General features: G+C 66.2%; 27 protein-coding genes. 14 read left to right on the forward strand and 13 right to left on the reverse strand.

The genetic code is table 11. The features are described from left to right. The first annotated feature begins 45 nt into the window (after nucleotides 1-45). The 4 genes from ACWGSK_RS22810 to ACWGSK_RS22825 all read left to right on the forward strand — a co-directional run bounded on the left by ACWGSK_RS22810 (nucleotide 46) and on the right by ACWGSK_RS22825 (nucleotide 6,286). Nucleotides 46-951, forward strand: a complete 906-nt coding sequence (locus tag ACWGSK_RS22810) for an ABC transporter permease (protein WP_452456676.1) — start codon at nucleotides 46-48, stop codon at nucleotides 949-951. 15 nt (nucleotides 952-966) lie between these two features. Continuing rightward, a complete protein-coding gene (locus tag ACWGSK_RS22815) occupies nucleotides 967-3,135 on the forward strand; it encodes a dipeptide ABC transporter ATP-binding protein (protein ID WP_452456677.1) in 2,169 nt (722 codons plus the stop codon). A gap of 70 nt (nucleotides 3,136-3,205) precedes the next feature. After that, nucleotides 3,206-4,921, forward strand: coding sequence for an ABC transporter family substrate-binding protein (locus tag ACWGSK_RS22820; RefSeq protein ID WP_358504216.1), 1,716 nt, complete (start codon nucleotides 3,206-3,208; stop codon nucleotides 4,919-4,921). Between the two features lie 201 nt (nucleotides 4,922-5,122). After that, nucleotides 5,123-6,286, forward strand: a complete 1,164-nt coding sequence (locus ACWGSK_RS22825; protein ID WP_452456678.1) for a pectate lyase family protein — start codon at nucleotides 5,123-5,125, stop codon at nucleotides 6,284-6,286. Nucleotides 6,287-6,299: 13 nt separating this feature from the next. Here ACWGSK_RS22825 and ACWGSK_RS22830 read toward each other — a convergent pair whose 3' ends face one another. From ACWGSK_RS22830 to ACWGSK_RS22850, 5 genes are all read right to left on the reverse strand, one after another. Beyond that, nucleotides 6,300-7,121 (reverse strand): hypothetical protein, encoded by an 822-nt coding sequence (locus tag ACWGSK_RS22830; protein ID WP_358504211.1) that lies wholly within the window; start codon nucleotides 7,119-7,121, stop codon nucleotides 6,300-6,302. A gap of 75 nt (nucleotides 7,122-7,196) precedes the next feature. Further along, complete coding sequence (locus tag ACWGSK_RS22835) at nucleotides 7,197-7,814, reverse strand: hypothetical protein (RefSeq protein WP_358504208.1); 618 nt, start codon at nucleotides 7,812-7,814, stop codon at nucleotides 7,197-7,199. After that, on the reverse strand, nucleotides 7,811-8,683 hold the full coding sequence (locus tag ACWGSK_RS22840; protein WP_452456679.1) for a type IV toxin-antitoxin system AbiEi family antitoxin: 873 nt from the start codon (nucleotides 8,681-8,683) through the stop codon (nucleotides 7,811-7,813). Before ACWGSK_RS22840 ends, ACWGSK_RS22835 begins: the two co-directional genes overlap by 4 nt. A 361-nt stretch (nucleotides 8,684-9,044) precedes the next feature. After that, complete coding sequence (locus ACWGSK_RS22845; RefSeq protein ID WP_452456680.1) at nucleotides 9,045-10,139, reverse strand: pilus assembly protein TadG-related protein; 1,095 nt, start codon at nucleotides 10,137-10,139, stop codon at nucleotides 9,045-9,047. 322 nt (nucleotides 10,140-10,461) lie between these two features. Further along, the gene (locus ACWGSK_RS22850) at nucleotides 10,462-10,833 is read right to left on the reverse strand and encodes a hypothetical protein (protein ID WP_358504199.1); all 372 of its coding nucleotides are present in this window, start codon (nucleotides 10,831-10,833) and stop codon (nucleotides 10,462-10,464) included. A gap of 386 nt (nucleotides 10,834-11,219) precedes the next feature. Here ACWGSK_RS22850 and ACWGSK_RS22855 point away from each other — a divergent pair, with 386 nt between their 5' ends. Next, nucleotides 11,220-11,606, forward strand: coding sequence for a hypothetical protein (locus ACWGSK_RS22855; RefSeq protein ID WP_452456681.1), 387 nt, complete (start codon nucleotides 11,220-11,222; stop codon nucleotides 11,604-11,606). 9 nt (nucleotides 11,607-11,615) lie between these two features. On the opposite strand, the gene ACWGSK_RS22860 is transcribed toward ACWGSK_RS22855, so the two are convergent. After that, entirely contained in the window at nucleotides 11,616-11,903 is a 288-nt protein-coding gene (locus tag ACWGSK_RS22860) for a GntR family transcriptional regulator (RefSeq protein ID WP_452456682.1), read from the reverse strand. A gap of 172 nt (nucleotides 11,904-12,075) precedes the next feature. On the opposite strand from ACWGSK_RS22860, the gene ACWGSK_RS22865 reads away from it, so the two are divergent. Then, the gene (locus ACWGSK_RS22865; RefSeq protein ID WP_452456683.1) at nucleotides 12,076-12,261 is read left to right on the forward strand and encodes a hypothetical protein; all 186 of its coding nucleotides are present in this window, start codon (nucleotides 12,076-12,078) and stop codon (nucleotides 12,259-12,261) included. Next, on the forward strand, nucleotides 12,258-12,647 hold the full coding sequence (locus tag ACWGSK_RS22870) for a hypothetical protein (protein WP_452456684.1): 390 nt from the start codon (nucleotides 12,258-12,260) through the stop codon (nucleotides 12,645-12,647). Before ACWGSK_RS22865 ends, ACWGSK_RS22870 begins: the two co-directional genes overlap by 4 nt. Nucleotides 12,648-12,736: 89 nt before the next feature. Here ACWGSK_RS22870 and ACWGSK_RS22875 read toward each other — a convergent pair whose 3' ends face one another. The 5 genes from ACWGSK_RS22875 to ACWGSK_RS22895 form a co-directional block, all read right to left on the reverse strand. Continuing rightward, nucleotides 12,737-15,268, reverse strand: a complete 2,532-nt coding sequence (locus tag ACWGSK_RS22875; RefSeq protein ID WP_452456685.1) for a glycosyltransferase family 4 protein — start codon at nucleotides 15,266-15,268, stop codon at nucleotides 12,737-12,739. A 1,412-nt stretch (nucleotides 15,269-16,680) separates the two neighbouring features. Next, nucleotides 16,681-17,262 carry an aggregation-promoting factor C-terminal-like domain-containing protein gene (locus ACWGSK_RS22880; protein WP_452456686.1) on the reverse strand — a complete coding sequence of 194 codons (582 nt, stop codon included), beginning with the start codon at nucleotides 17,260-17,262 and terminating at the stop codon, nucleotides 16,681-16,683. 129 nt (nucleotides 17,263-17,391) lie between these two features. Beyond that, on the reverse strand, nucleotides 17,392-17,919 hold the full coding sequence (locus ACWGSK_RS22885) for a hypothetical protein (protein ID WP_452456687.1): 528 nt from the start codon (nucleotides 17,917-17,919) through the stop codon (nucleotides 17,392-17,394). Between the two features lie 7 nt (nucleotides 17,920-17,926). Continuing rightward, nucleotides 17,927-18,439, reverse strand: a complete 513-nt coding sequence (locus ACWGSK_RS22890) for an OmpA family protein (RefSeq protein ID WP_452456688.1) — start codon at nucleotides 18,437-18,439, stop codon at nucleotides 17,927-17,929. 575 nt (nucleotides 18,440-19,014) lie between these two features. Further along, nucleotides 19,015-19,272, reverse strand: coding sequence for a hypothetical protein (locus ACWGSK_RS22895; RefSeq protein WP_452456689.1), 258 nt, complete (start codon nucleotides 19,270-19,272; stop codon nucleotides 19,015-19,017). A gap of 794 nt (nucleotides 19,273-20,066) precedes the next feature. Between ACWGSK_RS22895 and ACWGSK_RS22900 the strand changes: the two genes are divergently transcribed. The 4 genes from ACWGSK_RS22900 to ACWGSK_RS22915 all read left to right on the forward strand — a co-directional run bounded on the left by ACWGSK_RS22900 (nucleotide 20,067) and on the right by ACWGSK_RS22915 (nucleotide 23,639). Further along, on the forward strand, nucleotides 20,067-21,260 hold the full coding sequence (locus ACWGSK_RS22900) for a hypothetical protein (RefSeq protein ID WP_452456690.1): 1,194 nt from the start codon (nucleotides 20,067-20,069) through the stop codon (nucleotides 21,258-21,260). Nucleotides 21,261-21,266: 6 nt separating this feature from the next. Further along, nucleotides 21,267-21,752 (forward strand): hypothetical protein, encoded by a 486-nt coding sequence (locus tag ACWGSK_RS22905; RefSeq protein ID WP_452456691.1) that lies wholly within the window; start codon nucleotides 21,267-21,269, stop codon nucleotides 21,750-21,752. Between the two features lie 197 nt (nucleotides 21,753-21,949). Continuing rightward, on the forward strand, nucleotides 21,950-22,753 hold the full coding sequence (locus tag ACWGSK_RS22910; RefSeq protein ID WP_452456692.1) for an FKBP-type peptidyl-prolyl cis-trans isomerase: 804 nt from the start codon (nucleotides 21,950-21,952) through the stop codon (nucleotides 22,751-22,753). A gap of 532 nt (nucleotides 22,754-23,285) precedes the next feature. Next, a complete protein-coding gene (locus ACWGSK_RS22915) occupies nucleotides 23,286-23,639 on the forward strand; it encodes a hypothetical protein (RefSeq protein ID WP_452456693.1) in 354 nt (117 codons plus the stop codon). Between the two features lie 58 nt (nucleotides 23,640-23,697). Here ACWGSK_RS22915 and ACWGSK_RS22920 read toward each other — a convergent pair whose 3' ends face one another. Continuing rightward, nucleotides 23,698-24,054 (reverse strand): hypothetical protein, encoded by a 357-nt coding sequence (locus ACWGSK_RS22920; RefSeq protein WP_452456694.1) that lies wholly within the window; start codon nucleotides 24,052-24,054, stop codon nucleotides 23,698-23,700. Beyond that, entirely contained in the window at nucleotides 24,051-24,389 is a 339-nt protein-coding gene (locus ACWGSK_RS22925) for a hypothetical protein (protein WP_452456695.1), read from the reverse strand. Before ACWGSK_RS22925 ends, ACWGSK_RS22920 begins: the two co-directional genes overlap by 4 nt. Nucleotides 24,390-24,552: 163 nt before the next feature. Here ACWGSK_RS22925 and ACWGSK_RS22930 point away from each other — a divergent pair, with 163 nt between their 5' ends. The 3 genes from ACWGSK_RS22930 to ACWGSK_RS22940 all read left to right on the forward strand — a co-directional run bounded on the left by ACWGSK_RS22930 (nucleotide 24,553) and on the right by ACWGSK_RS22940 (nucleotide 25,787). Further along, a complete protein-coding gene (locus tag ACWGSK_RS22930) occupies nucleotides 24,553-24,795 on the forward strand; it encodes a GntR family transcriptional regulator (RefSeq protein WP_067597371.1) in 243 nt (80 codons plus the stop codon). A gap of 387 nt (nucleotides 24,796-25,182) precedes the next feature. Continuing rightward, entirely contained in the window at nucleotides 25,183-25,407 is a 225-nt protein-coding gene (locus ACWGSK_RS22935) for a hypothetical protein (RefSeq protein WP_452456696.1), read from the forward strand. Beyond that, nucleotides 25,404-25,787, forward strand: coding sequence for a DUF6507 family protein (locus tag ACWGSK_RS22940; protein WP_452456697.1), 384 nt, complete (start codon nucleotides 25,404-25,406; stop codon nucleotides 25,785-25,787). Before ACWGSK_RS22935 ends, ACWGSK_RS22940 begins: the two co-directional genes overlap by 4 nt. Nucleotides 25,788-25,830 lie beyond the last annotated feature (43 nt).

Genomic DNA, 25,830 nt, shown 5'->3' on the forward strand with positions numbered 1-25,830 from the left:
GCCCCACAAGGGTGCCCCCGCAGCAGCTTTGTTGGAGACCACGCCATGACCACCGTCACCGAGACGACACCGGACGTGCCCACCGCGCCACCGGCACCCAACCGGTTCAAGGACATCGCCCGCCAGCTCATCGAGACCCGACGCGTCATCGTCGGCATCGTGATCCTGGTGCTGCTGACCCTGTTCGCCTTCCTCGGGCCGCTGATCAGCGCTTGGGGAGTGGGAGAGCGGGACTACACCGCGCTCCTGGAGGGGATCTCACCCGATCACTGGTTCGGCACCAACCGAACCGGCCAGGACATCTTCACCCAGACCACGGCCGGTCTGCAGAAGTCGATGCTCATCGGCCTGCTGGTCGCGCTGATCTCGACCGCGATGGCGGCCGTCATCGGTGCCTTCGCCGGCTACTTCGGCGGGTTCACCGACAAGGCCCTCACCTGGATCGCCGACCTGGCCCTGGTGCTGCCCAACTTCGTCATCCTCGCCATCCTGTCCCGGCACTTCGTCGGCAACGGAGGCTGGCTCATTCTGGTCATCCTCCTGGCGGCGTTCAGCTGGATGGTCACCTCCAAGATGGTCAGGGGACTGACCATCTCGCTCCGTGAACGCGAGTACATCCACGCCGCCCGCTTCATGGGCGTCCCCCCGCACAAGATCATCTTCCGGCACATCCTGCCGAACATGTCGTCGCTGCTCATCGCGGACGCCACCATCATGGTCAGCGCCGCGATCATCGGCGAGACCGCGCTGAGCTACTTCGGTCTGGGCGTTCAGTCGCCCGACATCAGTCTGGGTGTGGTCATCGCCGACGGCGCCTCGTTCGCCACCACCGCGCCCTGGGTCTTCATCTTCCCGACGGTGCTGCTGGTGCTGCTGGTCCTGGCCGTGAACATGATCGGGGACGGGCTGCGCGACGCCCTCGACCCCGCCGCCAAGTCGCGTCGGTCCTAGGGGGAAGGCACACCAATGAGCACCGAGACCATCGTGGAAACCGAGTCCACGAACAACGACGACACGGCCCGCACCCCGGTTCTGGAGGTCACCGACCTCACCGTCACCTTCCCCGGGATGAACAACAACCCCGACGTCAAGGCGGTGCGCGGCGTCAGCTACGCCGTCCACTCCGGTGAGGTCCTGGGCATCGTCGGCGAGTCCGGATCCGGCAAGTCCGTCTCCTCCATGGCCGCGATGGGGCTGCTGCCCGAGCACGCCGAGATCACCGGTTCCGTGCGCCTGCACGGCGAGGAGCTCCTCGGCAAGAACGACAGGGAGATGGCCCGCAAACGCGGCAAGGTCATCTCGATGGTCTTCCAGGACCCGCTGTCGGGCCTGACACCCGTGTACACCGTGGGCGACCAGTTGGCCGAGGCCTTCCTGGTGCACAACCCCAAGGCCGGCAAGGCCAGGGCCCGGGACCGCGCGGTGGAACTCCTGACCCTCGTGGGCATCCCCAACCCCGAGGCGCGGTACCGCTCGTTCCCGCACGAGTTCTCCGGCGGTATGCGCCAGCGCGTCATGATCGCCATGGCCATGGCCAACGACCCCGACGTCATCATCTGTGACGAGCCCACCACCGCCCTGGACGTCACCATCCAGGCGCAGATCCTCGATCTGCTCCGTACCGCCCAGCGCGAGACCGGGGCCGCGATCGTCATGATCACGCACGACCTCGGCGTCGTCGCCGGGTTCGTGGACCGACTGTTGGTCATGTACGCGGGCCGTCCCGTGGAGATCGGCAGCGTCGACGAGATCTACTACGGCAGCCGCATGCCCTACACCATGGGCCTGCTCGGCGCGGTCCCCCGGATGGACCTGGAGGACCAGGGCGCGCTGGTGCCGATCAAGGGCAACCCGCCGTCGCTGTCCGACCTGCCCCCGGGTTGCCCCTTCGCTCCGCGTTGCCCCATCGCGCGGCCCGAGTGTGATGAGTCCGAGCCGGAGCTGCTCACCATCGGTTCGCGCGCCGCCGACACCGATGCGGACGAGGACGAGAACACCGACGCCCAGCGTGTGGCGTGCGTCCGATCCGCCGAGATCGAGGCCGGCGGGTGGAGCGCCCAGGACATCTACCCGGTTCCGGAGATCCCCGAGCCGTCGAGGGCCACCGGCGACCGGGAGGACCTCGCCGAGGTGCTGCGGGTCCAGGACCTGATCAAGCACCACCCCCTGATGAAGGGCGCGGTCTTCAAGCGTCGCGTCGGCACGGTGTACGCCGTGGACGGCATCGACTTCGACGTCAGGGAGGGGGAGACCCTCGCCCTGGTGGGGGAGTCCGGCTGCGGCAAGTCCTCCACCCTCATGGAGGTCATGAGCCTGGAGCGGCCCCAACGCGGCGGTGTCGAGGTCATGGGCCGTGAGGTCGGCACGCTCTCCCGAAGCGAGAGGTTCGGGCTGCGTCGCGACATGCAGATCGTGTTCCAGGACCCGATGAGCTCCCTGGACCCGCGTATGCCGGTCTTCGACATCATCGCCGAGCCGCTGCGCACCCACAAGGTTCCGGTGAGGGAGGTCACCGAGCGCGTCTACGAGCTCATCCGACTCGTCGGACTGAACATCGAGCACGCCACCCGCTTCCCCGCGGAGTTCTCCGGTGGTCAGCGTCAGCGCATCGGCATCGCCCGGGCCCTGGCCCTGGAACCCAAGCTCCTGGTCCTGGACGAGCCGGTCTCGGCACTGGACGTGTCCATCCAGGCGGGTGTGATCAACCTGCTGGAGGAGCTCCAGGCCAAGCTCGGTCTGGCCTACCTGTTCGTGGCGCACGACCTGTCCGTGGTCCGGCACATCGCCGACCGGGTGGCGGTCATGTACCTCGGCAAGATCGTGGAGATCGGCGACACCAAGTCGATCTACACCCGGCCCAGTCACCCCTACACCCAAGCCCTGCTGTCCGCCATCCCCGTTCCGGACCCGGAACGGGAACGGGCACGCACGCACATCGTTCTGGAAGGGGACCTCCCCAGTCCCGCGAATCCGCCCTCGGGTTGCAGTTTCCGAACGAGGTGCCAGAAGTTCATCACTCTCTCGGAGTCCGACCAGGAGCAGTGCATGAGCGTCGAACCGACGATCCGTCCCACCAACGGTGGGGACCAGGGATCCGCCTGCCACTTCGCGGAACGGCGTAGCGACCTTGTCTGATCCACGGTTCGAAGGCACGGCCGGTGCCGCCCCGCGCACCGGTCACACCATCCCTAGGAGGGAAATCCCCATGCGTATCGGGAAGGCGCGTTACCTCGCCCCCGCTTTCGCTCTGGTGCTGTTGGCCAGTGCCTGCGCGAGCGACGACGGCCAAGACGAGGGCGACGCCCAGGCAGAGCAGGCGTCCCTGCCGGCCGACGACCTCAACCCCGCGGACCGCGACGACCTCAAGGACGGAGGTGACTTCATCTGGGCCCTGAGCGAGTACGAAGAGCAGCACAACATGCACCACGTCCAGGGCAACAAGGGCGACGTGCGTCGTGTCATGGCGGCGGTCATGCCGTCCCCGATGCGCTTCGACGCCGAGGGCGGGTTCGCCGCCAACGAGAACTACGTCCTCGACTACGAGGTGAGCGACGACGGTCTGGAGACCGACTTCGTGCTCAACCCCGACGCGGTGTGGTCCGACGGTGAGCCCATCACCTGGGAGGACTACGAAGCCCTCGCCACCACCATGAAGGGTGAGCGCGGCAGCGAGTTCGAGATCCTCTCCAGCACCGGCTACGAGCGGATCGACGAGATCGTCGAGGGTGAGGACGAGTACTCCTTCACCATCAAGTGGAGCGAGCCCTTCGGCGACTGGCCCACCCTGTTCTCCCCCCTGTACCCCAAGGAGTACATGGAGGACGAGGAACTCTTCCTGGAGGGCTACGACAAGGACATCCCCGTCACCGCAGGTCCGTTCGGTGACGTGGAGTTCGACGACGTCGCCTCCCGCATCACCGTTCACAAGAACGAGGACTGGTGGGGCGACGAGGCCAAGCTCGACCGCATCATCTTCGCGGGCCTGGACACCAACGCCCAGTCCGGTGCCTTCGCCAACGGTGAGGTCGACGCCTTCTACCTCGGCTACGACGCCGCCGGCTACGAGCGCGTGAAGGACATGGAGAGCGAGGGTGCCTACTTCACCCGCGCCGTCAACCACGGGCACCGCTTCACCGCGCTGAACGGCTCCAGCCCGCGCCTGGAGGACAAGAAGGTCCGACAGGCCGTCGCCCTGGCCATGGACCGCGACACCATGGCCGAGGTCGCCCTCGGCGCCGTGGACTGGCCGATCACCGGTGAGGTCAACCGCCTCCTGCGCTCCAGCCAGAACGGTTACCAGGACAACAGCGGTGACCTGGGCGAGCGTGACCTCGACCGCGCCGCCGAGCTCCTGGACGAGGCCGGCTGGACCCTGGAGGACGGTGAGGAGGTCCGCACCAACGAGGACGGCGACAGCCTGACCCTGGCCTACGTGGCCTCCGAGGGCATGGACCTGGCCGTCGACGAGGGCGAGATGACCCAGCAGATGCTCGCCGAGGTGGGCATCGAGGTCGACGTCCAGCAGGTGCCGGCCAACGCGCTCTTCTCCGAGTACGTGACCCCCGGCAACTACGAGTTGGCCACCTTCGTCTACACCGGCACCTCCCCCTTCTCCTCCGACTCCAAGGGCAACTACGGCATGCCCGTGGACGAGGAGGGCGAGAACTGGGGCGCCAACGTCAGCCGTTACTCCGTCCCGGAGGTCGACGAGCTGTTCGACGAGATGGCGGTGGAGACCGACCCGGACGAGTACGCCCGGATCGCCAACGAGATCGACGCCCTGCTGTGGGAAGAGGTCCTGACCATCCCGCTGTTCGAGCGTCCCGGTTTCTGGGTCATGAAGGACGACCTGCACAACTTCGGTGAGTTCGGTCTGGCCGCCGACTTCGTGTACGAGGACATCGGCTGGGCCGCGGAGTAACCTCCACGGTCGCTTCCGACCTCCGGGCGCGGTGAGCGTCCCGGCGGCCCCGAACACCACCGAAAGGGCGTCGTCCCCCGAACAAGGGGGCGGCGCCCTCGCTCGTGCGCGGCCGGGGACCGCCTTGCCCACGCTCTCCCCGGGCCTGAGAGAATCGGTACGATTCGACCCCCTCCCTCCCCGCTCGTTGGAAAGTTCCAGATGCGAATCCACCCCCTCGCCGCGTCCTGTCTCGCGGTCCTGCTGTGTGCGGCCCTGGTCTCCTGCTCCCGTTCCGAGGAAACCGACGAGGAACCCGAGGCGCCCACCGGAGCGGCCGTGAATCCCGGCCCGGAGGACGCCGACGAGAGTAGTCCACCGCCGCAGGAACCGGAGGAGGAATGGCCCTACGGCATCCCGGTGGGTTGGGCGGCCGAGCCCGGAGCGGTGGAGGCGGTTGCCGGCCAGGACGGCCAGGACGGACAAGACGGCCAAGACGCCGATGACGGCGAAGGCGGCGGGGACGGTGCGGAGGCCGAGGAGGCCGAGGAGACCGAGGAGGGCGCCGAGGGCCAGGACGCCGAACATCCCGGGGTGACCGGTGGCGCCGAAGGGGAGACCGTCACCGCCACCGACGCCGACGACCTCGCCGAACACCTCTCCTCCGACGAACCCCTCGTGGTGGAGGTCGAGGGCGACATCGACCTCGACGGCACCATCGCGGTCGGCTCCGACAAGACCGTCCTGGGGGTGGGCGAGGGCGCCGAACTGACCAATGGCCGACTGGACGTCGACGGCTCCACGAACGTCATCGTGGCCAACGTCGGCATGGACGTGGACGGCACCGCCATCGCCGTCCACGGCGACGCCCACCACGTGTGGGTGGACGGCTCCACCTTCACCGGTGAAGGCGACGCCGCCCTCGTCATGGTGACCGACGGCGCCGACCACGTCACCCTGTCCTGGAACCACTTCGTCGAGGCCGAGGCCGCCGTCACCATCGGCTCCGCCGAAGACGACACCGGCGCGCTGCGGGTGTCGGTCCACCACAACTTCTTCGACGGCACCACCTCCCGGCACCCGCGCGCCCGCAACGCCGAGCACGTCCACGTGTTCAACAACTACTTCCGGGACAACCCCGAGTACGGGGTCAGCTCTGCCCAGGGCTCCAAGGTGCTGGTCGAGGGCAACTACTTCGAACGCACCCCACTGTCGGTCTCCAGCGAGGACGACGAACCCGGCGACGTCGTCACCCGCGACAACCTGCTGGTCGACTCCGAACAGCCCGAGTTGCGCGGCGAGGTCCCCGACCCGCCCTACGCCTACGAACTCGACGACACCGTCAGCGTCCCCGACCTGGTCACCGCGCGAGCCGGAGCGCTCTGAGCCGGTCGACCGTTCATTCGGTCACCGCGTGGTAGTCGTAGGTCTCCCCGTCCCCGTCGGCCGTCTCGTAGCTGAGCCGGCGGGGATGACCTTCCTCGTCGACCCACAGGTCGAACTCGGCGTTCGGTAGAGGCGTCAGCGTGTTGCGGCCGGTGTCGCTGTCGTAGCCGCCCATCGAGGCGGGGAAGTTCCCCGAGTACCGGTGCGCGGTGTGCGTGCTCGCCGGGACCCCCTCCGGGCCCGTTGGCAGACGAACCTCCTCGATCTCCACCAGTTCCAGTCCCACGGCGGACTCCACCAGCGCGTCCATGGTGGCCAGGAGGAAATCCACCGAACACAACCGCAGGTCCGCCTCCGTGGGAGGGTCCAGCAGGGTGAGCCCGTCCAGGCCCTTCTCCGCGGTCATCAGGTGGCCCGCGTCGGCCAGCTCGTACCGGAACACCTCCACGCCCTCCCCGGTCCGGTGGTAGTGCTCGAACTCGACGTCGAGGTCCTCGCCCGCGCGCGCCCAACCCCGGCCCGCCTCCGTGCCCTGCGAGTACTGGGCGTAGCTCACCTGTACCGAGGGCGAGGATCTCAGCTCCTCCGCGGCCATCTCCAGGACGGCCTCCGCGTCCGCGGGGTCGGCTTCCCCGCTCCGCTCCTCGGGTGGATGGGTCTGTGGACTCGGGTCCTCCACCGGGGTGGACACCCCCTGTGAACCGCCGTTGAGGACCAGCCGGGACACCCCCCAACCACTCGCGATGACCGTGAGACAGACCGCGACCACGAGCAGGGTCATCGGCCAGTCCGGGCTCTGCGTCGGAGCCTGGTCCGCCGGGTCGGTGAAAGGCATCGATGTCGACACTGACAACGCCTCGTTTCTGCGGTTCGAAGTGGGGGTGTACCGCCTACGGGGAGTACGACGCGGTCACTCACCGCTCCGTTCGAGCACGACCCGCACATAATCCCTTCCGACACCGACGAAACGGAGGGTGTACTGGATCTCAGGGGACTCCAGGTACCCCTGGAGGAAGCCGAAGGTCTCCGTTTCCGCCAGCGCCCGCAGCAGGCGTCGCGAGCCGTGTTCCCACACCAGCCGCACCGCCGTGCGCGCCGCCACGGTCGAGTCGAACCCGCCCCCGGCGAACAGGTCGTGGAGTTCCTCGGGGGTGAGGCGCAACAGCGTGGCCTCCAACAGGTCCGAGTCCAACAGCCCCAACAGGGCGAGCGCGCAGTCCACCCTCCCCACCGGGTCCGGGGTGGGCAGACAGCGCAGGACCGTCTCCGCGATCTCCACCGGGTCCGGGTCCCCGTCACCGAACGGTGTGCCTTCGTGGTCGGTCGTGGTCGATCCCGGGTCCAGGGCTCGCTCCGCGGCAGTTCCCCACGGTTCGGCCACCCGTGGTGCGATCACGGTGAGCGTGGCCGCGAGCGACGCGATGAGGGTCAGGAGCGCGGCGTACTCCACCACCCCCGCGCCCTGGTCCGGGTGTGGTGGGCGGTGGTCGTGTGCCTTCGCGTCCCGGTGGTGCGGACTCCGGTTCACGCGCCCACCTCCCCGACCGGCCTGGGCGGGCGGGTCTCCAACCGGCGAATGGCCCAGCGGATCCGCTCGCGTTCGGCCCGGGTCGGGTTCCAACCCCGCGCCAGCAGTGCGTCCCGCAGCCGACGCATCAACCGGGCCGGACGACGTTGCAGGTCGTGCACCCCGATCGACAGCACCAGCCACCCCGCGTCCGCCATCGCCCGGTAGCGGACGCGGTCCCTGGCGCGCTCGTGCCGGGCCGAATGGTGGGCGGCGCTGTCGTACTCCACCGCCACCCGGTGCTCAGGCCACCCCAGGTCGGCGTGGAACAGCCCCTGCGCGGTCTCCACCGGACACTGGGTCCTGGGCCGGGGCAGACGCGATGCGCACACCATCACCCGGGTCCAGCTCTCCGCCGGGGACCGACCGCCCGGATCGGAGAGGTACACCGCCCGTCGCAGCCGGGGCCGCGCACCGCGTGGGTGCCGCGACAACGCCGCGCCCAGCCCCTGCGGATCCACCAGTCCCAGGGCCAGGAACCGATCCAGCGCCGCCGTGGCGCCGTACAGGTTCTCGGCTCTGTGTGCCACGTCCAGCGCGGTGCGGGCCGGCGTGGTCAGCCGCACCCCTCTCAGCAGGGCCCGATCGGCCGGGGCGAGCAGCTCGCGGTGGGGGATCACCGAGTGCCGGGACACCTTCTCCACCCCGGCCGGCACCGCCACGTGCAGCCGTGTCCGGGTCACCCTGGTGCCCCGTGGATACAGGCCCACGCCCCACAGGTAGGCGGCGGTGCGACCGAAGGCGAACGCGTCCCCCGACAGCTCCGCCAACACCGGCCGCAGGACGCCCGACAGCAGCTCGCGGTCGGGAGGTGGTGTGCCCAACGGCACCGAGGGCCACCCCGGGTGACGAGGCCGCGGCGGGGGAGGCGTGCTGTGAGGACGGGGGAAGAGCGGGATGCTTCCGTGAGGTACGACGTGTTCTCGCGTCATATCTCAAGTTTCGGCGGCCCGTGCCGTCGCGGCAAGCCCCGATCCCGAACCTGTGGATAACCGAGAACCCCCTGCTCAGAGGGGGTTCTCGGGTGTGCTTTCCAGGCCTAGTGCGGTGACCGAGAAGGTTCACCGGTTCGACCTGTCCCCGTGATCTTGCTACCAGAAGCAAGGAAAGCTCTTTCCTTGCTTCTGGTAGCAAGATCACGGGAGATGAGAACTCATGAGCCGACCCGGGCGAACGTTTCCGGCCACAGGACTAGCGGAAGGGCGGTGGCCCGGCGGACAGGTGGATGTGGTCCACGTGGTCCTGCGTCGGACTTCCCCGGTACCCGGCGGACCTCCTCACGCTCTCCCACGGTCCCACCGCGTCCCGTGCCGGGCTCCAGATGTGGTAGTCGTAGATGATCCCCTTGACGTTCAGCTCCTGGTGGTTCTGGATGAGCCAGTCGATCACCTGGATGGCGGTGGCGTGCATGTCCGGCGTCGGCGTCGCGCCCAACTCGGCCATCATGTAGTCCACGGCCTGGCCGTGCCCGTGATCGCTGGTGGGCTCGTCACGGTAACCGCCCGCGGACAGGTAGAAGCCCGGGAACTGGTCGTTGAGCGCCTGGTGGGCGGCGCACATCTGCGGGTGCAGGCTACCGAGGTTCGCGCAGTCCACGATCGCGCCTCCACCGAACACCGAGTTCGGATCGAACTCGTACTGACCCTCCTGGTCGACCAGGTGCACGTCGAACAACCCCGAGGCCTGCTCCGAGTCGCCCACCGGCGAACCGTCACAGTTGATCCCGTCGTCGTCACGACCACAGTCCGCGTCGAGCTCGATGATCGCGATCGCCGCGGCGCTGCCGAAGGACGTCTCGCTCATGTCCTCCTCGCCCTCGCAGACGATGTCGTTCCAGTGCCGCGAGGCGTTCGGCTCCAGCTCCCGCTGGCAGAGCGCGCCACGTACCTCCACCCGGACGATGTTGCCGGAACGTCCCATCACGTTGTCGCTGGCCCGGATGTCGGTGAGCACCGCCCCGTTCTCCCGCGCGAAGTCCTCCGCCCGGGACTCGGCGATCTCCTCGTCGTATCGGGGCATCGGATAGGAACCACCGGCGAGTTGGTCGGACGCGCTGTCCTGTAGGGCGCTCACCGCGGCCAGGGCGGCGGCGTCCGCCGCCGTCTGGGCCTGGGAACGCTGGTCGTTGGCGAACCCCACCCGCATGAACAGCACGGTGAGCGCCAACAGGGCGATGGTCATGCCGAACAACAGGAGGATGTTGGCCTGGCCGTCGTCGCGGCGTCCCTGGAGGTGCCGTCGACGCCGCGTTCGGGGTCGTTCGGGGCTGCGGAGGATACGTCGCATGCTGGTCCGGGGGTCGTTCCCGCGGGGGAGCGGGGCGGGGGCTCGGGCGGGGCCGCACGAGCCGAAGGCAACGAGCGGCACGGGGACGTAGGCGACCGAACACGAATCGCGCACACCCCTGCGCCGGGCAGCTTAACCCGGCCGGTTCCACCGGTACAGGGTCGACCGGGACATAGCGTCCGGTGCGGGGTCGTCACCGCAGGTGGTGGCGGTGCCGCGCGGAGTGGGGTGACCACAGGCGGCCAGTGACCGCCTCGGGAGACCACCCACGGCACTCACGTCACGCGGAGCCGCTCACGTGGTCTCGGTCGAGCGGACTCGGTCAAGGGGCCGGCGACCGATGGGTGGCGTCGTCGAGGATGTGCGCGATCTCCTGGGCGGCGGCCCGGGCGGTCTCGGTGTCGGTGGCCTCCGCGGCGGCCAGTTCGAGCCGGGCCAGCCGGGCCGCCCGCCGTGGGCAGTTGCGCAACTCCACGAACACACCCCACCGGCGTAGGAACATGCGCACCGGGATCGGATCGCCGGTACGCGAACACAGGTCGCGGACGTAGCGGTGCTGGATGTCGAAGGTCGACAGCGCGTCGGGGGACACCCGACGCACCGCGGCGCGCAGGGCCTTCCCGTCGGCCGGTGGCTCCACTACGGACGCCTCGGGGACCGTGGACGGTTCGGGGCACAGTGGCTCACAGGACATTCGACTCACCTCATCGCAGGTGGACCGGGGGACATGGGTAGAGCATGCGCTGTTCCCAGGGGTGGGACAAGCGAGATCGCGGAACCTGTGGAAAACTCCCCGCTCGGTCGTTGCGCCCGTAAAAGCGGTGGCTCGCCCGGTGGTGCTTTGAGTGGAATGCGCCGGAACCGCCGCGTACGAAGGCACCGGAACGAGCCTCGACACATAGGACCGAAACTCTCCGTGAACGTCCGTGCGCTGTCCGAAACCCCTTGCCGTGGGAAGTCGCGCTCGGCCGAATCTAGGGAAGCCGACCGCGGCGTATTCTGCTGGCCAGGCCATGGCCGCCCTCGGCCGTGGTCGAACGCAGGGAGGGTCCAGCGGCCGTGAACCGTCCACCAGAACCCATGGAACAGCTCCCGACCACGCCCTACCCGCGTGCGGCCCTGGCCGCCTGCGCGGCGCCACCGGTGGCGGCCCTGTTGATCGGCCCATTGGCGCGGATCTTCGACGTCTTCGCGATCGAACTGCCCAACGGTGCCGTGTTGCCCATGGGGTACGTGGTGTTCCTGGTGGCCCTGTTCCCACTGTTCATGCCACCCGACGTCCGCCACCTGGCCTCGCTGGTCTCCGCCGGACTGCTCGCACCTTTGGCGGTGGTGTGGCTGCTGTGGTCCGCTCCGGTCGGGGTGTACCTGCTGCCGGTGGTGGGTCTGTCGTTGGCCGCCTGGGCCGTCAACCACCCCAGACTCCTCAGCCGCCCGCAACGCACGGTCGTCCCCGGCGACGGGTAGCGGCACCGGTCAGGGGTGGTCGTCCCCGCCCGTGGGGGTGGCGTCGGGGCGGGCGGCAACGAAGGTGCCGCGCCCGTGCACCGTCACGATGATTCCGCGCTCGCGCAACTCCTTCATCGCCCGTCTGACGGTCAGATAGGCCACTCCGTACTCTTCGGCGAGGTCGCGCTCGGAGGGAAGCTTCGCGCCCACCGGGAGTTTCCCGGAGTCGACCTGCTCGGTGATGTAGTCCGCCACCGCCATGTAGCGGAGCCCGGGACCGTCGATGGGGATTCGTGGGGCGTCTTCGTCATCCATGGCAAGCACGCTAGACCTCACCTGACCTGCAAGAAGGAATGGAAGGCTATACAGAGCTATGCATTTGATATAGGGTCTGTTATCCCGTGAACGACGGGACCCCGGCGACGTGTTAGAGCACGTCCCGGGGCCGTGGCCGACCTGAACAGAGCAGGACGACATGAAGACCCTAATGGCAATCCTTGCTCTCCTCGTACGACTGTCCCGGCCCAGCCGTGGCTGGCACACCACCTACGACACCTACCTGGGCGCCCTGCGCACCGAACTCAACGTAGACCGCGCACGTCGCGTGCGCCGGGCCCGACGCGTACGTCGCTACGTCGAGTCACTCCCCACCCTCGGGGAGGTGGTCGCATGACAGCCCTCGACATCCTCACCCATGACGACAGCGCCCACACCGAGGAACTGGTCCGCCACCTCACCCACCTCCTACGGCACCCCGGCGGTCCCGTGCACGCCCGAGCCGACCTCGACCGGGCGGACATGACCTTCTCCCGACTGGATGGGATGCTCAGACAGGGTCGGTCACTGCCCAGCTCCTGGCACATCGACCCCTACGCCTCGGACACCGAACACTCCCGCATCACCGACCTGTACGACCAGGTGAGCGAGGAACTGCGCACGCTCGGAGACACGAACCTCTCCCTGCGGGCGTTGACCCGGGCGGGGGATCGGTGGGGCAGGCTCGACACCGCGCTCCGCTTCGGGGCGCCCCTGCCCGAACCCTGGTGGCCGTCGCCCTGACCCTTGAATCATCCTGGGCCACGCACGGGGCGCGGGTTCGACCACCCGCGCCCCGTCGACCGTGCTCCGACCACTCGCCCCCGGTCCCGTCAGCGGAACCGTCGATTCAGTCCATCCACCAAGTGCACGTCGGCGACGGTCAACAGCACGTCCCCCGAGTCCAACGGCGCCACCGTCGCCGACCGCACGTACACGCCGCGACTCCACGCGCGATTGGTGCTCGGGAAGATCGCATTGGCACCCAACCGTCCCAACGCCCCAGGCGGCCCGGCCAACAACCGCAGCTGCCATTGCGCCCGCAGGACCTTCGTCCCCAGGTGGTCGTCGTGCCGAAGCAACGGCAACCGGCCCACCAACCGCGCCTCCTCCTGGCCGGACGCCGCCGCCACCGCCTCCAACGGGAAACGCCGGCCCGCGTCGGTGCCGCGCACCACCTCCAGCGCGTACGACACCCCCTCGGGCAACGACGAACCCAGCAGCACCTCCAGGCTCAGATCCTCCCCACGTCGCCCGCCCGGACGGACCCGGACCGACTCCACCGGAATCGTCGGCGCCAACGGAGACGTCTTCAACCCCAACCGGTCGTTGATCGTGTAGTACGGACGCACCTTGGTCCCGGGCCCATAGGTGGGTTTCACCGGCTGGGCGGCGTACTCGATGATCTTCTTGTAACCCACCACACCGGACAGGTGACGGCCCACGGTGCACTCGGTCCCGTCGGACAACACCAGCCGCAACTGCCACTTGTCGGAGTCGCCGTGTCGCCCGCGTGCGACCGTTTCCGGGTCGATCACCGCCGTGAACTCGCCCCCGTGCGCGATCGCCGACGGAAACTCGTGGCGGGGTTGCGGGGAGCCGTGCAACCGCACCACCATGCGAGCCCGGGCGTCGGGCTGTGACCGTCCCAGCATCCGTCCCTGCACGGTGATGAGACCATCGGCGACCTCCACGTGTTCGACCTCGGCGTGGTGTCGCGAACTCCGCACCTGCAGGATCAACCGACCCTTCGGGGAACGCGCGGGGATCACCAGGGCCAGATCGCTCATGTGCGCGCTGGACAGCGGAAACCCGTGCTGGTGGATGGTCACGTCCCGTACCGGGGTCTCCTTCCCTACCTCCCGGTTCAGGGCGTCCGCAGCGTCCATGGCGTCCGTCCGCTCCGAGGAACCATCGACCCGGCTCACCTGCCAGGTCCCGGTGGTCAGGTCCAGTTCGGCGGCGTCCACCAGGACCCGGCCACCGGGCTCCGGGATCAGCTCCACCCGCCGTTTCTCCGTGGTGAGCACCACCGCGTCCGGCACCCGCGAGTCGAGCGGATCTTGCACCTCCCCGAACTCCGTGCTCGGCCCGAAGTCCAACTCCGTCACCCCGTCCGGGCCCACCTGGACCCGGCACGACGCCGGTGTCTCCGCCCGCGGCATCGGCAGGTGCGGGACCGGGTTCGCGGGCATGCTCGCCCCGGCCAGGTCGTGGAAGAGCTCCTCGTGCCGGCGCACCACGTTCACCGGGTCGAAGCGTTCCGAATCGCTCAACGCCGCCGCCGACATGCGCCGCCGCAACCCGTCATCGCCCATCAGGTGCGCCAACCCCTCCGCGATGCCCGGGGCGGACTTGTTGGGGACCAGCAGGCCGTCCTCCTGGTGTCGGATGATCGACGCCGGCCCGTGCGGGCAGTCCGTGCTCACCACGGGCAGCCCCGAACGCATGGCCTCCACGATGGTCATCCCGAACGGTTCCTCGCTGGAGGTGACCGCCGCGAACGCGCCCTGGGCCCACGCCTCCTCCACCCGAGGATGCGGACCCATCAGCCACACCCGGTCCTGCAACCCCAACTTGCCCACCAGTCTGCCGATCGCCCCGCGCCTGCTGCCGCGCCCGTAGATGCGCAGGGTCCAGTCCGGGAACTCGTCGCTGACCATGGAGAACGCCTGTACCAGCAGATCGTGGCGTTTGCTGGGGGCGAGCCGGCCCGCCGCGACGATCGTGCGGGTGTTGTGCCCGTTGACGGTGAACGGCGGCGCCGGCACCGAGTTGGGGATGGACAGCAGCCGCACACCCGGCAACGGCATCCGCTCGGAGTAGGTGCGCGCGTCGGCCTCGGTGACCGTGACGAAGGCGTCCAGGTGCGGATACTCCTCCGCCATGACCTGGCGCAGTTCGTCGGAGTGCTGCTCGTAGGTGAGGTGTTCCTGGCCGACCTTGACGATCCGATTGGGCGCCGCCCGAGCGATCACCACGTTCAACCCGGGGCGGGTGCCCACGACCACGTCGGCGTCGGTGGTGGCCAGGTACTCCTCCAACCGGTCGTCGGTGAGGCGGCTGTGCGTGGAGCCTCGGCCGTCCTCCGGAGGAAAGAGGATCGGTGGCAGACCGGCACGTTCCGAACCTTCGTACAGCGGACGCCCGCCGACTCCGGTGGCCTGGTCGTCCTTTTGTCGGATGTCGACCAGGGGGCGCAGGGTGACCTGGGCGGGGACGGGAAGGACGGGGTCCGCGCGGTGCCGGAACACCGAGACGATCTCCACCTCGTGCCGCGCCGACAGGGCCGCCGCCTGGTTGGCGACCGTACGCACGGTGCCGCCGATGCCGTACATGTCGTTGATCAGATAGGCGATCTTCATTGAGCCCCCATGCTCCGGCACCACCCTTCGCACGTCCACGAAGGCGACGCCCGTGTCTCCCTGCGCCCACACCGAGCCGCGCCTCCCAGAGGAGGTGGTGCGGGGGTGAGCGATCAGATTATGAGGAGGAATGGGGGCAAAAGTTCTGATCTGTCCACTACTGTCCGAAGATTTGCCGGTATCTGTAAGTGTTTTGCGGCGATTCCGAACAGCGGAAACCGGAGTGGTGAAAGTGGGGCCGACAGCGTGCCACGGGGGAGGGCGAGAGCCGGCGAGATGGTGGGGCGGACGCACGACAAGGAGGACACGACACGCGGTCGTGCGCCCGCCCACGGCACGGGAACCCGCAGAGATACCCGTGGTCTGAGAACCCGCTCCCCCGCCTTTGCAAGGGGTGCTCGAAGAGACAGGGGAGCGGGGCGGAGGCGACACGGTGGATTCCGACTCGTCCGGTACGAGACCGGAACGGTTCCCGAACGACCCTCCGGGGTTCGGGAACCCCCAGGCCGCGGAACCGTACCTACCGGGTGGGGCCCGCCCCCCACACCGGCGTCGCCTCCTGGTCCGAGGTCACCCGCCGAGCGGGGACCGCGAGATCCGAACGCCCTCAGGGGGCGCCATGGCCGGCCGCGCGGGCTCGACGGTGAGCGGCCGTCGGCGCGCTCCGGTTTCGGCCTCGCCGGGAGTGAGGGGTGGGGGTGCATCACCGTGCGTCGGGGGGTTACGGACGGCGATCAAACTCAGGAGGGTCAACCGCTGGAGCGTTCGCGCCAGGGTGTCCGCGTGCCGGGGCCTTGGGCCTCGAACCACCCGTTTGGGCAGGGGCGAGGCCGTGCCCGGTGAGGCGGGTGAGACGGGTGCGTCCGGTGCGGCGGAAGCGCCGGAGACCGCAGCGGTGGTGGGGGAGGCGCCGGGCGCTGAGGACATGTTGGCAGGTGTGCTGTCCAAGACGGTTCCTGACGAGTCGGGGGCTCGTTGTCGGACGGGCCGAGGGCGGATGCGGGGGCAACACCCGTGGGTCCGTCGGGACGCGGAGAAGTAGGCCACTTCCTTATCCACCGAGCAAACGTGTGGTGGAAGAGCCACCTCTCATGTTCCATGCTTGGCAACGCTGCGTTGCCTTCGATGGACACTCTGCCGGATGAGAGGGAAAAAGTCGTGGCCCGAAGGTGACTTTCCGTGGCCGAATCCGGCCAGCATGGGGGATTTGCAGGTCGCAGAGGGTGAGTGACACCGATACGGCTGTGCTGCCCTGGGAATCGGCGCGGCCGGTGCGGTGAAGGCCGGGGGCCGGGGCCAGGAAACGGCGAAATGGGTCTCCGGGCCGACTCACGGATGGCTGGAGAGTCGCGTGTGAGCGAGCTCGGAGCGCGCGCCGCCGGGGCTGCTTCGGTGGGGGAGCTGCGGCGGCCTCAGTAGGACTTGGTGCTCTGCCAATACGACCAGGCCTGGCATGGGGTGCCGTAGGTGCTCTCGATGTAGCTCAGCCCCCAGTCGATCTGCACCGAGGCACTGTTCTGGAAGCCATCCGGCATCGCACCGTGCACGGCCGGGTTGAATCCGACGATGCCGTGCGTGCCGTACTCCGGGTCGACGATGCTCGGGTCCCAGCCGGACATCTGGCTCCACATACTGTCCAGACAGGTCCACTCCTGGTCGGTCCAGCCGTAGGCCGTGGCGGACTGCATGGCGATGTTCTGGTTGTCCGCGTGGTTGTTGTCGCCGCCACCACCCCACTCGTATTCCTCGGGGTCCTCGGGCCGGTCGTGATCCACCCAGGTCTCGTCACCGCATTCGGGTCCACCGACCAGGCAGACCATTTGGCGTACCCCGTTGTTGAAGGTGGAGCTGATCTCGCTCTGGTAGACGAGCGTGATGATCGCGGCGGCGAAGACGGTGACGACACCGATCTCTACGAAACCCGCCCCACGGTCACCGTTCTCCCGTTGGGCAGGACGGAGTCGGCGCAGGGCTTTGTTGAGCCGGCGATTCACCCGGCCTGAGGGCCTGGTCGAAGAGTCCCGTCGTGAATCCCCGAGTTCGGGGCGGTGGGGAGTGGTCAACGCCGCCTCCAGCGGAATCCATGTGTGGGGGTGTGGGGGAACAGGTGGTCGGGTCAGTGGTCAGGAGATCGGGATGTCCTCGATCGGCTCGAAGCCAGGAATCTCCAAGGTGATGGCGTCCACGTCCTCAGGCACGGAGTACATGGACCAGTAGGCGACCTGCTCGCCCGGCTGAATCTCATCTTTGAAATCGAAAGATAGGTTTCCGGAGCATAGACACTCTCCAGTTGCATCCATAAGAGGATGATGGCGTTCTGACCCATTGTTGGAGGTGACGGTGACTCCGGAGAAGTAATTTGAATCACTATACATATATGAAGTGCCAGATGGCCAGTTAAAAAAAATGTTAGATTCCCCGTTATTTTCTACGCTCCAAGTTACTGAAACAAAGGTTCCTGATTCGCTACGATCGGCGAGATGTGCCTCGGCAGTGAAGTCGGAGCTTATCTCATCATTTGAAGTTGCTGAGCCGAGTGAGTCGAGGTTTTCTGTCTGAGGGGCAGGAACAGCAAGAGCGCTAGAAGAGGAGATAAAGGGGAGTATGACTAGGGGTGCCGCGAATATTGCGAGGCGAGTACTTCTTATCATGGTTCCTCTATTTCTCGAATGTTACGCTTACGCGGCGGTTGCGCTCGCGCCCCTCTTCGGTTTCATTGTCGGCGATGGGATCAGCGGATCCGTGCCCTGTAACCTCGAAGGAAACATCTTCCCGGCTGATGAGGTCGACCAAGGTCGATTCGACGCTTTCCGCGCGCTCTTCGGACAGTGGGAGGTTGATCGAATTATTGCCCGTGTTATCTGCGTGGCCATCTACTGAGACCACGGAGGCGCTGGCGTCATCGATCTCTTGGGAAACTTGCTCCAGAATTTCCGCAGCCTCTTCGTTTAGGGTAGAGCTATTGGTTTCGAAGAGAACGTCAGAAGATAGAATGACACTTACTTCCTCGGAGCTTTCGGTGCGCCCGGTCTGATCTTCCTCGAGGCTATCGGAAATTGCTGTAAGAGTCAGGATTTGTGGTTCACCGAGGTCCCCTGTTTCAAGTGACTCGCTTGACTCACTGATGGGAATATCAGTCAAGGGAGGGGTGATCGGGGTGAGGATGGTCATCGCATCAGTATCTGCTTCCGGAGCAGGATAAGTTACCCAAAGGTCAGCACTTTCTCCAGGTGGTATCTCTCCTCCTAGGTTGCCGCAGAAACATTTTCCGTCACTTTGGTCAAGACTTATGTGTCTTTTCTGGTTTGCCTCGTCTATAAGGCTGATATTACTACCGGATAGATGGTCGCTTGTTTCGGCCATTCGAAACCCAAGATCGAACGCCTCGGGTGAATTATTGGCCACGACTAGTTGTAGTAGTAGTATGTCATTCGCGAATCTCTCTAGTGAGTGAATGTCTATCTGTAGGTCTGAGCCAATCTCTGTTGAAGTTGTGGTGGTTGATGCTATTGAGCTGCCTTGAGTATTTCCTGTATCTTCATTAGAGCTTTCTGAGGAAGGGGGCTGTGGGGTGGTTTCATCCTCGTGATGTGTTTCTGGGGTTGTTACACAGCCAGTGGTAAGGAAAATTAATACAGCAAGTATCGAAGTCTGAACATATTTTTTATCCGGAGCGCGAATTACCATAAGGATGAAAGATGCCTCTTGGCTGTTTGTCGGCGGGTTGCGATCACAATTAATGCAGGTTAGTTGGCTGTCGTTGGCGCGGGTTCAACCGGGTTGGTAGGGGCGGATCCGCCATTGAATACATTGCCGATCGCGGAAGTGATGCCCTGGACGATGGTGTCACCGATGCCGCTTCCATAGAGGACAGCGGCCACGATGCCGACGAACACGATGATGGCCCCGTACTCGACGAAACCGGCGCCCTTGTCCTTGTGCTCGGTATCCTGCGGAATGACCATGGTGCTGGCCTTGGCCCAAAACTTTTGGATGAAGTTCATGGGGGTGACTCCTTAACGGGGTGGGGGTTATATGGACTACCGCTACTGCGCGGCAATCCGATGACGGACCTGGGGCTTGGGCCCGCCGGCGCTTGTGGTGGGGGCTCTGTGACCCCTCATCACTCCACTATCGAATAGGAGGCGGTGCACTACGCCGGCCTCTGACCGGATGTGGCCAGGCCTGTTGACGTCACGCTCATTGCAGCGCAGCCAGCCTGAGATTTCTGGGGGTTTCCGTGAAATCCCAGGTGAATGCCGGTGCGCATTGAGTTCTGTGTTCACGTGGCCGCCGCTTCGTGTGACCGCTCGACTTCCCTCAGCTCCCATGATCGCACGCACTTCTCTGATACGTCACGAGTGGGTGTATTCACCCAGTTCAGAGCGTTGGCGTCAGACGTGGACGATCTTCACCGCTCATATTCTGGTACCTGGTTCCAACTAGTCGGTCGCTCATATCGCCGAGCAGGTCAGCGACTCCTTCTCCCCGCAGGTCACAACTTCACCGTGCGCATCAGCGGGTGGAAAGCCACCCGGAGGCTTCGGTCTTCTCACCGTGGGACAGCTCTTCGGACCCGCCTCTGCCCTGGCCCCACCCTGGGTACCTGTCGCCATGACCGCCCCAACCGAACCGGTCCTGCGAGCCTGTCTGTGGTCGGTGGCCGGTTTTGGCCATCTATCGACGTTGCCGACCGTGGGGGGCCGGCTACTACTCTGATGTCCGCCCCGTCATTCCCCCTGCGAGCGGATGTCTTGTGTTGCGCCGTATTCATGACTCCGATCGTGGAGCATCCCTTGTGGAATACGCCGCAGTGATCGTGCTGGTGGCAGCGATCGCAGCGGCCTTCTTCCTCTCTGGACTGCCCCGAGTCATCAGTGATGGGATAGCCGATGCTGTAGGCGATGCTCTCGATGGTGGTGCGACCGCTTCGGGGGGTGACCCCGGTGAGGTCGACCCCGGCGACTCCGATCAGCCCCTTAACGGTGATGGTGCACCTGGCGGAGGGACTCCCGGAGGGGGAACCGAGGCGCTGCCTCTCCTCGACGGTTCCGAGGGCTACGAGGCACAGCCACTCCTTTACCAGCCAGAGGCAGGTAACGGGGTGACACCGACACACGGTTCGTACGACGCCGTGGTCGCGGAGGTCGGTGCCGAGAGTGGAAACCGTCGGGACGACGGGTACGAGACGGAACTCACCGAAGATGGCACAGGTGGAAGCGGGCCGGACGAGGACTTCGATGAGATCGGTTTGGGCCCTCTGGTCGAGGGTTCCTCAACCGGAGAGGAAATAGATCCGCTGGAGTGGGAGGCTCCAGATGGCCACAACGAACATGGGTCGGTGGAGGTCACGGAGGAGCACGAGGATTCACACCGCACCTGGGCGCAGATAGCCGCGATGGCGGGCGCAATCCGTCTGGACAACGCTTCCAAGAACATGATCCACTTCCTCGCGAACAGTGGGGAGCCTCTGGAGCAGGACGTTGACGATATGCTGAATTCTGTCGACAGGTTCAGCGCTGCCGCTGAAGTGCAACAGCAGGACCTCCTCGAAAGAGCGATCCGTCAGGCCGACGAGGAGGGCGGCAACGGTCCCTACACATTCCCTGTCAGGACTGATTGGTCAGTGCATGTGGGGGATAAAGAGGAAGACGGAATGGACTGGTACTACGGCTCGGGGAGTTGGAGCTACAGCCAGACCGGGGAGATCACCGTCACCCGTGAGGACGACGGGAGCTGGTCCTATGATATGGAGACCCAGGTTCATATGAGAGACCAGTACGATTGGCACGGGGATGACGACGGAGGGTTGGGGGTCACCATCCCCTTTTTGGGTCAAGTCAATGACGAGGAGCTGGCGGAGCTCACGCGAGCAGGACTGGCTCAGGAGTACACCATGTACGGTACTTCTGACTCGGTCACCCGCAGCGGTTCGTATGATTCGGACGAGGGGCCGCATGATGAGTCCTCAAGCGGCCCGGGGACCAGGTGAGCGCTGATGACACCACGAGCTACATTTCCTGCACTGGCCGTAATTCTTTCGGTGCTTCTGGCCGGTTGTTTCGGCGCTGAAGAGGAAGCCGATCGCGAGCCTGATTCTGACACCACGGCAGAAGCCGAGCCGAGTGACTTCGAATCGCTCTCCGGTGCTGAGATCCCTGAGTCCGCCGAGTCCGTCGAGGTTTTCTCTGTCGGTGACGTCGATTCGCTTCCCACGTACGTCGCCACCTTCACCCTGCCCGACGAAGAAGATGCCCGAGCCTTCTGTGAGAGCGGAAGCATTGGCAACTACCTTCCCGTCTCCGGCGGTGAGTTGCTCGATGAACAGCACGAGCGCCACTTCATCGGGGAAACGGAACTGATCGATCCCCACAAATGCTCATCAGCCAAGCAGGGTGAGAACGTCGACCGCAGTGTCGTGTTCAGCTTTCCAGAAGCGGAGCGAGTTTCGGTGTGGGCCGTGACGGAAGAATTTGGGCGGTAGAGGTGACTTCCCCCCGCCCCCTCGCGCTCACCTGGCGAGGCGCACGAGGTTGGCGCCCGTGCGCCGGTGTCGCCGTGCTCCTGTTGGTCGCGTCGACCGCGTGCTCTTCTGACACCACGGCCACCTTCCCGGAAATCTCAGGGGATGTTGGAAGAACCCCTACCGTTGAATTCACCGGAGACCCCGATATCGACAGGGTGGAGACCCTCGTCGTCACCAGCGGGTCCGATGGTACGGTCGCCTCGAACGACCTGGTGGCATCGCACCAGGTGATCTATGAGTGGGGCTCGGACGGATACGTGCGCGAGACCTACTCCAGCTACGAGGACGACCCCCTGTTCATCTCCGTGACCGCCCTCGCCGAAGTGGCCCCCGAAGCGGCTGTGGCCTTCGAGGGTGAGGAAGTGGGAACGCGCATGGCCATGGTCTTCCCACCCTCTCATTCCGCGCTTTCTCCGGACCCCGAGGGCGAGGTGGAAGCCGATGAGGGTGACACGTCGACGCTGTTCGTCTACGACATCGTGGACCGTTACCAAGCCGGGGCGACCGTGGGCCAAGAGGAGAACCTGGCGATTTTCGACGGCGACGGTGAACTGCCGGACGTTCGTGTCTCGAAGGGGCGACAACCCCAGGTGAGCGTGCCGGACATCGAACCTCCCGATGAACTGATCACGACAAGCCTGATCGAGGGAGATGGGGAAACCGTCACCGCAGGGTCCACGGTGATCACCCAGTTCCACGCACAGACCTGGGATGACGACGAGGAGTTCGACTCCACCTGGGAGCATGGAGCCGTTCCCAAGAACTTCGCGCTGGAACCGACTTCGGTGATCGAGGGCTGGCTCGACGGATTGGAGGGCGTGCGGGCCGGCAGCCGCGTCATGCTGATCGTTCCACCTGAGTCGGGGTACGGGTCCAGTGGGAACGAAGCGGTGGACGTTGGCCCCGATGAGACGCTGGTGTACGTGATCGACATCGTCGACGTCGTCCCATCCTCCTGATCCTCGTCAATGGGTCTGATCGCCGTCCCACCCCGTGTGCACCACTCCCCGGGGCCGCTGCTCTGCTCTTATGGGTTCGTACGACTTGATCCCCTGCGCCTCCACGCGTTCCGGCGCCATGCCCGCGATCGATGGGAGCGGAGGCATGGGTGATCATCCTTCTGCCGAGTTCCTTCTGAGGGGTCGGTCCGTGCGGGCCCTGTACTGGGAGATCGGAGCCTGTGAAGGCATCGATCTCCTCATGGACGATCCTCCTTCGGCGCTGTTGTGGAATGGAACCGACTAGACCCTCGGCATCAACGCGGGACGGTGGCCGGAGCTTCCGACCAGGGCATGGCCACCGCAGGCGTGGGAGTTCGTTCAGGGGGAGGGGACCGGCGACTCGGGAGCCGACGAGATCCTTTCCGTTGATCTGCGGTTCGACACGGGCGAAGACCGAATGGAGATCGATCCGGGGTTTGGTAAGACCCGGCTGGTGATCGATTCTGGAGAGCCGATGAGCCGGCGTGTGGGCGGATGAACGGAGGGACGTATGTCCGAACTCTCCAGGTCGGCTGATGCGATGGTGGACCCTGAGGGGCCTCGCGAGGACCAGGACCGGCAGGTCGCCGTCATGGAGTTCGTGGAGAAGCTGACCTTCGCCCCCGCAGACGACATCTTGGAGATGCTCAGCACCGATTTCGAGAAGCGCTGGGGGTTGCCGGTGTGGGCACGCAACCTGGCCTACCGGCTGGCCTGCCTACAGCGGCCGGACGACCCGTACCTGCTCCGGATGGCCGCGTCGGACCTCTACCTCCACGGACCGGACTGGGACCACCAGGCGGAGGAACTGAATCAGCGTGCTGCCCGACTGGAAGATGAATCTCCGAACACGGAGCCGGGATGAAGCGGAACCGCGTGGGCCCGGCCGGGGTGCCACTTCCGGCCGGGCTCTCAAGGCGTTGTCAGCCGCGCTCCCAGGGCTCGGGAAGCGGCGAGCCGCCGGCGATGGCGGTGCGCAGCATCCCCCAGCGGTCTCGGGCGCGGCAGAGCGCCCGCCAACAGGCGGCGTCTCCGCCGGTCTCCCGGAGTGCTTCGGATAGTGCGTCGTAGTGCTCGGTCACCTCCACGCACTCCACGCCCCCGCCACCGAGCCGGATACCCCAGGGTGCGGGCAGGTCATCGCCGGAGCGAAGGAGATGGTCGAGGCGTCCGAAGACCGCGTCCGCCGAGACGAGCCGAGTGACGGCGTCGGCGGGCAGGTCGGATTCGTTGAGCAGGCGGGTGAGCCGGTCGGCGAGGGCGTCAGTGGCGCGCATCATGCGGGCACCCCCTGCAGGAGAGCTCGCCGGCTCTCCCAGGCCCGGTAAGGGCCCCGAACGATCTCCACTCGCAGGGAAGCGTCCTCGATCGGTCGCCGAGGTGCTGGGACCGGGGGAGTGGGAACCGAAGGAGTGGGCGGCAGCGGTTCGGGATCGGGAGAGTACGCGGTGGTGAGGTCGGCCGGGGCGAGCACGTAGCGGCGGACCCGGCGAGATCGACGACGACGCATCTCGCCACCCAGCTCCCGCAGGTACCCGAAGGCGGTGGTGTGCGCCCCTCGTGTGGGCCGCGACAGCCGGATGAGTAGGGACAGCAAGGCAGTAACGTATGGCATGGCAAGCGCTCCTAAGGTTTCGCTTGTCCGGGCCCGGGGTGTTGGCGCACCGTCGGGCCACTTTCATGATCAGGTCAAGGCCTCACTATACGTCTATCTTGTCTAGGTCGTCTAGCACGTCTGCCATATGCAGGCTGTGCGCCATGTACCTAACGTCGCAAGCATGCATGTCGACCGATTCGATCCCACGCCTCTGTACATGCAGGTGGCACACCAACTCCGTGAACAGATTCAAGCTGGCAAGCTCAAACCACGAGATCCGCTTCCCTCGGAAGCGGCGATGGTCGCTGACTATGGGATCGCTCGGGAGACCGCCCGCCGCGCAATCGCGCTCCTTCGTGATGAAGGGCTGGTGGTGACGTTGCCCCAGCGGGGAACGTTCGTCGCACCGACGTCGGATACCTGAGTGTCGGCCCCTGCCCCCACCGCCGCTCCCTCGTAGTGGCCTTCGTCACCCGATTCCCTCGTCCTCTCGGGGTGCCGTCGAAGCCCACATGTCGTGACCTGGAGTGATGAGGAGGTTCCGCTCCTTGCCCCCGGGCTGCCCAGCGCCACCCCACGCCACCCCAGGGCTCCCCAAGCGTGCGCCGACGCGGAAAAATCACCAGAATCGCAACCACATCGACGATTCAGGCAACCAATCTGACAACAGGCGCATATCGACTCTTGGGAAGGCAGGCCCGTGAGGTTCGCGTTCGTCTATGACGAAACGGGGAGCACACATCCGACCGGGGACACACCCCCACCCCCGGAACAGCAGGAACAACGATCGGACCGGCCGCCGCACCCCGCTGTGCGCATCGCCGTAGCCGCCGAACGGGTGCGCACCCGAGGCGCCACCGACTTCCATCGGACCCTGGCATGTCTGGACCGGATGTGGCACACCATCTCGGTCCACGACTCCACATCGCCCAACGCTTCCGGCCAGGCGATCGACTGGGCGAGCGATGAGGTCGACCAGGACGAGATGTTCCGCCCCCAGGCGTTCCGCGCTCCGACCGAGGGAAGCCGACCGTGAGTGAGTGGTCCATCGACCCCGTCCAGGTCGGCGCGGTGCTCTCCGAAACCGCCGAACATCTGGGTGAGGAGGGTGGCGGCTCCGGGCTCATGGGACACATGAGCCAGCTGGAAACACGGATCACCGCGGTCAACTCCCACATCAACAGCGCCCCCATCGGGATCGCGATCGGTGAGTTCGCCGAGCACAACTTCGCCATGTTGGGCGACATGCTCTCGCTGACCGCCTCAGGTCTGCAAGGCGCGGGTGAGGCCACCATCGCCTATGTCGAGGGTGATCAGGACATGGCCGCCGAAGCCCAGGCCCAGGCCGGCGATATCCCCGACCCCAACGCTCCGTCCGGACCTGTGGACGGTCCCGGCGCGGGCCGACCCGTCTGACCCACTGACCCCCTGATTCCTGGTTCCTCTGTTCCCCCTTCCC

The sequence above is a fragment of the Nocardiopsis sp. NPDC055551 genome, from assembly GCF_053619415.1.

Excerpts from the sequence above, each read along its gene's own strand:
- ACWGSK_RS22810 (WP_452456676.1), top strand. The coding sequence starts at position 46 with ATGACCACCGTCACCGAGACGACACCGGACGTGCCCACCGCGCCACCG.
- ACWGSK_RS22815 (WP_452456677.1), top strand. The coding sequence starts at position 967 with ATGAGCACCGAGACCATCGTGGAAACCGAGTCCACGAACAACGACGAC.
- ACWGSK_RS22820 (WP_358504216.1), top strand. The coding sequence starts at position 3,206 with ATGCGTATCGGGAAGGCGCGTTACCTCGCCCCCGCTTTCGCTCTGGTG.
- ACWGSK_RS22825 (WP_452456678.1), top strand. The coding sequence starts at position 5,123 with ATGCGAATCCACCCCCTCGCCGCGTCCTGTCTCGCGGTCCTGCTGTGT.
- ACWGSK_RS22830 (WP_358504211.1), bottom strand. The coding sequence starts at position 7,121 with ATGCCTTTCACCGACCCGGCGGACCAGGCTCCGACGCAGAGCCCGGAC.
- ACWGSK_RS22845 (WP_452456680.1), bottom strand. The coding sequence starts at position 10,139 with ATGCGACGTATCCTCCGCAGCCCCGAACGACCCCGAACGCGGCGTCGA.
- ACWGSK_RS22850 (WP_358504199.1), bottom strand. The coding sequence starts at position 10,833 with ATGTCCTGTGAGCCACTGTGCCCCGAACCGTCCACGGTCCCCGAGGCG.
- ACWGSK_RS22855 (WP_452456681.1), top strand. The coding sequence starts at position 11,220 with ATGGAACAGCTCCCGACCACGCCCTACCCGCGTGCGGCCCTGGCCGCC.
- ACWGSK_RS22860 (WP_452456682.1), bottom strand. The coding sequence starts at position 11,903 with ATGGATGACGAAGACGCCCCACGAATCCCCATCGACGGTCCCGGGCTC.
- ACWGSK_RS22865 (WP_452456683.1), top strand. The coding sequence starts at position 12,076 with ATGGCAATCCTTGCTCTCCTCGTACGACTGTCCCGGCCCAGCCGTGGC.
- ACWGSK_RS22870 (WP_452456684.1), top strand. The coding sequence starts at position 12,258 with ATGACAGCCCTCGACATCCTCACCCATGACGACAGCGCCCACACCGAG.
- ACWGSK_RS22875 (WP_452456685.1), bottom strand. The coding sequence starts at position 15,268 with ATGAAGATCGCCTATCTGATCAACGACATGTACGGCATCGGCGGCACC.
- ACWGSK_RS22885 (WP_452456687.1), bottom strand. The coding sequence starts at position 17,919 with ATGATAAGAAGTACTCGCCTCGCAATATTCGCGGCACCCCTAGTCATA.
- ACWGSK_RS22890 (WP_452456688.1), bottom strand. The coding sequence starts at position 18,439 with ATGACCATCCTCACCCCGATCACCCCTCCCTTGACTGATATTCCCATC.
- ACWGSK_RS22895 (WP_452456689.1), bottom strand. The coding sequence starts at position 19,272 with ATGAACTTCATCCAAAAGTTTTGGGCCAAGGCCAGCACCATGGTCATT.
- ACWGSK_RS22905 (WP_452456691.1), top strand. The coding sequence starts at position 21,267 with ATGACACCACGAGCTACATTTCCTGCACTGGCCGTAATTCTTTCGGTG.
- ACWGSK_RS22915 (WP_452456693.1), top strand. The coding sequence starts at position 23,286 with ATGTCCGAACTCTCCAGGTCGGCTGATGCGATGGTGGACCCTGAGGGG.
- ACWGSK_RS22920 (WP_452456694.1), bottom strand. The coding sequence starts at position 24,054 with ATGATGCGCGCCACTGACGCCCTCGCCGACCGGCTCACCCGCCTGCTC.
- ACWGSK_RS22925 (WP_452456695.1), bottom strand. The coding sequence starts at position 24,389 with ATGCCATACGTTACTGCCTTGCTGTCCCTACTCATCCGGCTGTCGCGG.
- ACWGSK_RS22930 (WP_067597371.1), top strand. The coding sequence starts at position 24,553 with ATGCATGTCGACCGATTCGATCCCACGCCTCTGTACATGCAGGTGGCA.